Source organism: Proteiniborus sp., from assembly GCF_040308045.1.
Classification (GTDB): domain Bacteria; phylum Bacillota; class Clostridia; order Tissierellales; family Proteiniboraceae; genus Proteiniborus.
Map to the genome: position 1 here is coordinate 1 of NZ_JAWRHZ010000019.1, position 3,561 is coordinate 3,561.

Here is a 3,561-nt window from a genome sequence, read left to right on the forward strand (position 1 = left end):
CTTGCTTTTATATTTTTCTTTTCTATTTTTTCTGAAAAAGCATTTATAGCACCTGATTTTTGGAAAAACGCTACCATAAGTCCTACAAATACTTCAATACACAAAACCCAAATAAAATCTGCATTTCCTAATGCATTTTGTAAAAGCCCAGTAAATCCAAATAATATATTTTCTCCTGTAATAGCAATTCCTACAAGAACACCTATTAGAAGAGAAAAAATGGCATCTCGAGTCGCAAAAGATAGAATTAATGCAACGAGTGCAGGCAATAACGAAAGTATTCCATAGCTTGCTGTTTGATCCATATTAAGACCCCCTATACTTTTTATTATTTTAAATAAAACGATATAGTTTTCTCATACATCCTACCTAGTTTCATATCAAAATTTCTTTTAGGAGGATTAACATTTCGTCTTTGAAAACGTTAACTTTTGATATATAATCTTTTAATTTTACAATATTTCATTTAATTCATCTAAAGAGTATTTATCCAATCCTAATGTCTTCATAGTTCTCTTTTTTTCTCCCCTATAGTTTCTATTCATGAGTACTGAAACTATATTTATTACTGAATCCATAACTGGAGTACTTATTCCTACTTGTCTTGCTAGTTCTGTCATAAATACTAAACCATAACCTACATCTTCGTAGTCCTGTGTTCAATATAGTTATTGCTGGATGAATTATAGGATTTGCATTTTGTAATGTGGTTTGAAGTACATTTTTTACTGGAACCATACATGGATAAACATCTTTTATCATGTTATACACATTTAAAATATACTTACTTGGTAGAGCAGCTAATAATAGTCCTCCTTTTAATTTCAGGTATATATGAATACTACCAGGTTCCATAATTCTAACAGCATATGGCAAGGTATTAGTTTCAGCTAGTATATAATTTTCATCTTCAATATTTATTCCTAATGCATTTTTAAATACAATACTTCCACCACAAGAACTTGGGCAAACTATTACTATTTGTCCCTTTTTTAAATATGGTTTTGTAGCTTTTCCAAATGCTTCTGTACTATAGGCTGGACCAACTACGAATATTAAATCAGCTTTGTTTACTACTTTTTCTAAATCATGACCTGCGTATTTAATTTCAGCAAATCCTTCTAGTTGCCTTCTGAATGAATTCCATTGTTTTTTGATATAGCTTCTATATTAGTTGGGAAATTCTCAAAGTCAAACATATAAACATCATGACCTAATTGAGCCCAATCAAAGGCTACAGCACAACCACCATTTCCTGAACCAAGAACTGCAATTTTCATAAATAACCCCTCCTAAATTATTTTAAAAATCCACTGTAAGAGAATTTAAGGCATTATTTACAACATTCATTCTTGCTTCCTTTTCTTTATCTTCAGGTAGTTCTGGATTTCCTACTGGATAAGGGATGGCTATAGCAGGTACTATTCTAATAGCCCCTACTGTCTTTGAAATAGGTGTCACTGTACAAATATGTGCTGCAGGAATACCAATTTTCTCTATTTCTTTAACTATTGTTGCTCCACAACGTGTGCAAGTACCTCAAGTACTAGTCATTATAACACCATTTACTTCTGCATTCTTTAACTCTTTAGCTATTTCCTTTCCCATTCTAGTAGCATCTGATACAGATGTAGAGTTTCCTGTTGTGACGAAATAATATTCATATAGTGAACCTATTTCCCCCTTTTTCTCTAGTTCTCTCAATAAGTCAAGTGGTAAAATCCTATTAGGATTTTCATTGGCATAAACTGGGTCATACCCTGCATGAACTGACTCATACTCACCTCCTACTAATCTATCTAATTTTGAAATTGGATACTTTTTATAAAATTTAGCTGTAGCTGCTGGTAGATGGTGTGGATTTCCCATAGGAACTATACCACCACTAGTTAGTACAGCTATCTTTGCATCTTTTATATTTGCTATAGCTTTGGCGGGAGTAACTGAATCGTAGCTAGGTATAGGTATTTCAGTTTCAAAAGGTTCTCCATTTAATTTCTTAACTAACATATCTAATGCTCTCTCTGCCCCTGATTTGTCTTTAAAAACATTTACTCTTATACCTTTTGGAATGTATCCTTCTTCATCTGGAAGACCTAGTTTTTCTCCTTTTAAAAGTTTATTTGCAATATTAGCCATTTTAGTTACTGCCTTTCTCATACCTGCTGCTGATTTTCCTGTTTTTACTATATAAGTTTTATCCTTATATATATCAACTGCTGGATTTTCAATATATAGTCCTGTTATAGTTGGAATATTGTATTTTTCTTCAATATTGGCACATAGATCACCACAGGCAATCCCAAATCTTCCCGCATTAAATGCTGGCCCAGCTATAAAAATATCTGGATTTAGTTTGTCTAACTCATTAAATATTGCTTTTCTTGCACTTTCCATATTTTCAGCATAATAATTATCTCCACATATAACTGTTGCTATTATTTCTCCATCTAATTTACCACTGAAAGCGTTGGCTGAACCTATCATTCCTTCATGGATTTCAGGTTGAATACTTGCACTTTCTTCTCCACCAATTTGTCCGAAAAATTGATTGGTATAATATACTATTCTTTTCAAATTTTTACCTCCTTCCTATATAGTTACAGCACTTAAATTGCTATATCCTTGAAGATTATGGCTTCCCATTATACCATGTATCTCAATGATTAAACTTCCATCATCTTGAATGGAACCGACAAAACCACCAGTTATATGTTCAATAGCCTTTAAATCACCTAAGACCTTATCCATAGGTGGAATAGTTATTCGAGCATTACTATTTCCTGTAGAAATTATAGCATTTGCTTCAATAGTTCCATCTGGAAGAGATTCAGATTTTCCATCTACTCCTGCATCTTCATTACTTATTATTACCGTCTTAATTCCCTTGTCTTCAAGTCTTTTACATATCATCATTAAATCTGTTGTTGGATTTCCAAATCCTTCTTGAGATTGAACTACTCCATCTGCACCTATTGATTCCACCATTCTAGCAGTCATAATAGAGTTTCTATATTTATCATCCAATGTCACCATTAGTGGGGTTAATACTATACCTAAAAAATTTATTTCTTTTCCATCTCTTTTAAAACATTCTTTAATGATAGCATTGTTTTGATGATGATAAGTAGTAGTCTTTGACCCTGGCGATACACAATTTCCACTTATAAGTATTCCATCAATAATTTCTAATGGAGTTATTAATGTTGGTATCATCTTCTTTAAGTCTTTTCCATAAAAATAGGTGTCATGAAGTAACCCTTGAGCCATACATTGATATACATAAACTACTTTTGGTAAATTTGGGTATTCATTAAGCTTTTCTGGTATACTATTCCATGTATATTTTTCTATCTCATCATAAGTGTTGTTTATAGCTTTTTCTGCTAAATAATGGGCTATTTTTATACCGCCAATGCGAACGGCTTCTTCATGTTTGTGAGGATCTACCCCTTCATTTTTTTCTATGTGTATGACTAAATTATTTAAATGGGAAAATGGAGTATATTTAGTAAGTGGCCCCTTCATGTCTATAATTCCTTCTTGAAATCCTACTATAGG

3 protein-coding genes and 2 pseudogenes are annotated in these 3,561 nt (G+C 32.2%); all 5 read right to left on the reverse strand.

What is annotated here, in order from left to right; translation table 11 throughout:
• A pseudogene (locus tag ABV008_RS03095) lies at positions 1–305 on the reverse strand (hypothetical protein); the annotation flags it as partial.
• Between the two features lie 147 nt (positions 306–452).
• Positions 453–635, reverse strand: a pseudogene (locus tag ABV008_RS03100) (hypothetical protein); the annotation flags it as partial.
• Positions 636–1,121: 486 nt separating this feature from the next.
• Positions 1,122–1,280 carry a hypothetical protein gene (locus ABV008_RS03105; protein WP_352418354.1) on the reverse strand — a complete coding sequence of 53 codons (159 nt, stop codon included), beginning with the start codon at positions 1,278–1,280 and terminating at the stop codon, positions 1,122–1,124.
• Between the two features lie 22 nt (positions 1,281–1,302).
• Positions 1,303–2,577 carry a glycine/betaine/sarcosine/D-proline family reductase selenoprotein B gene (locus ABV008_RS03110; RefSeq protein WP_352418355.1) on the reverse strand — a complete coding sequence of 425 codons (1,275 nt, stop codon included), beginning with the start codon at positions 2,575–2,577 and terminating at the stop codon, positions 1,303–1,305.
• A 15-nt stretch (positions 2,578–2,592) separates the two neighbouring features.
• Positions 2,593–3,561: glycine/sarcosine/betaine reductase component B subunit (locus ABV008_RS03115; protein ID WP_352418356.1), on the reverse strand; the 969-nt coding region annotated here is incomplete at its 5' end.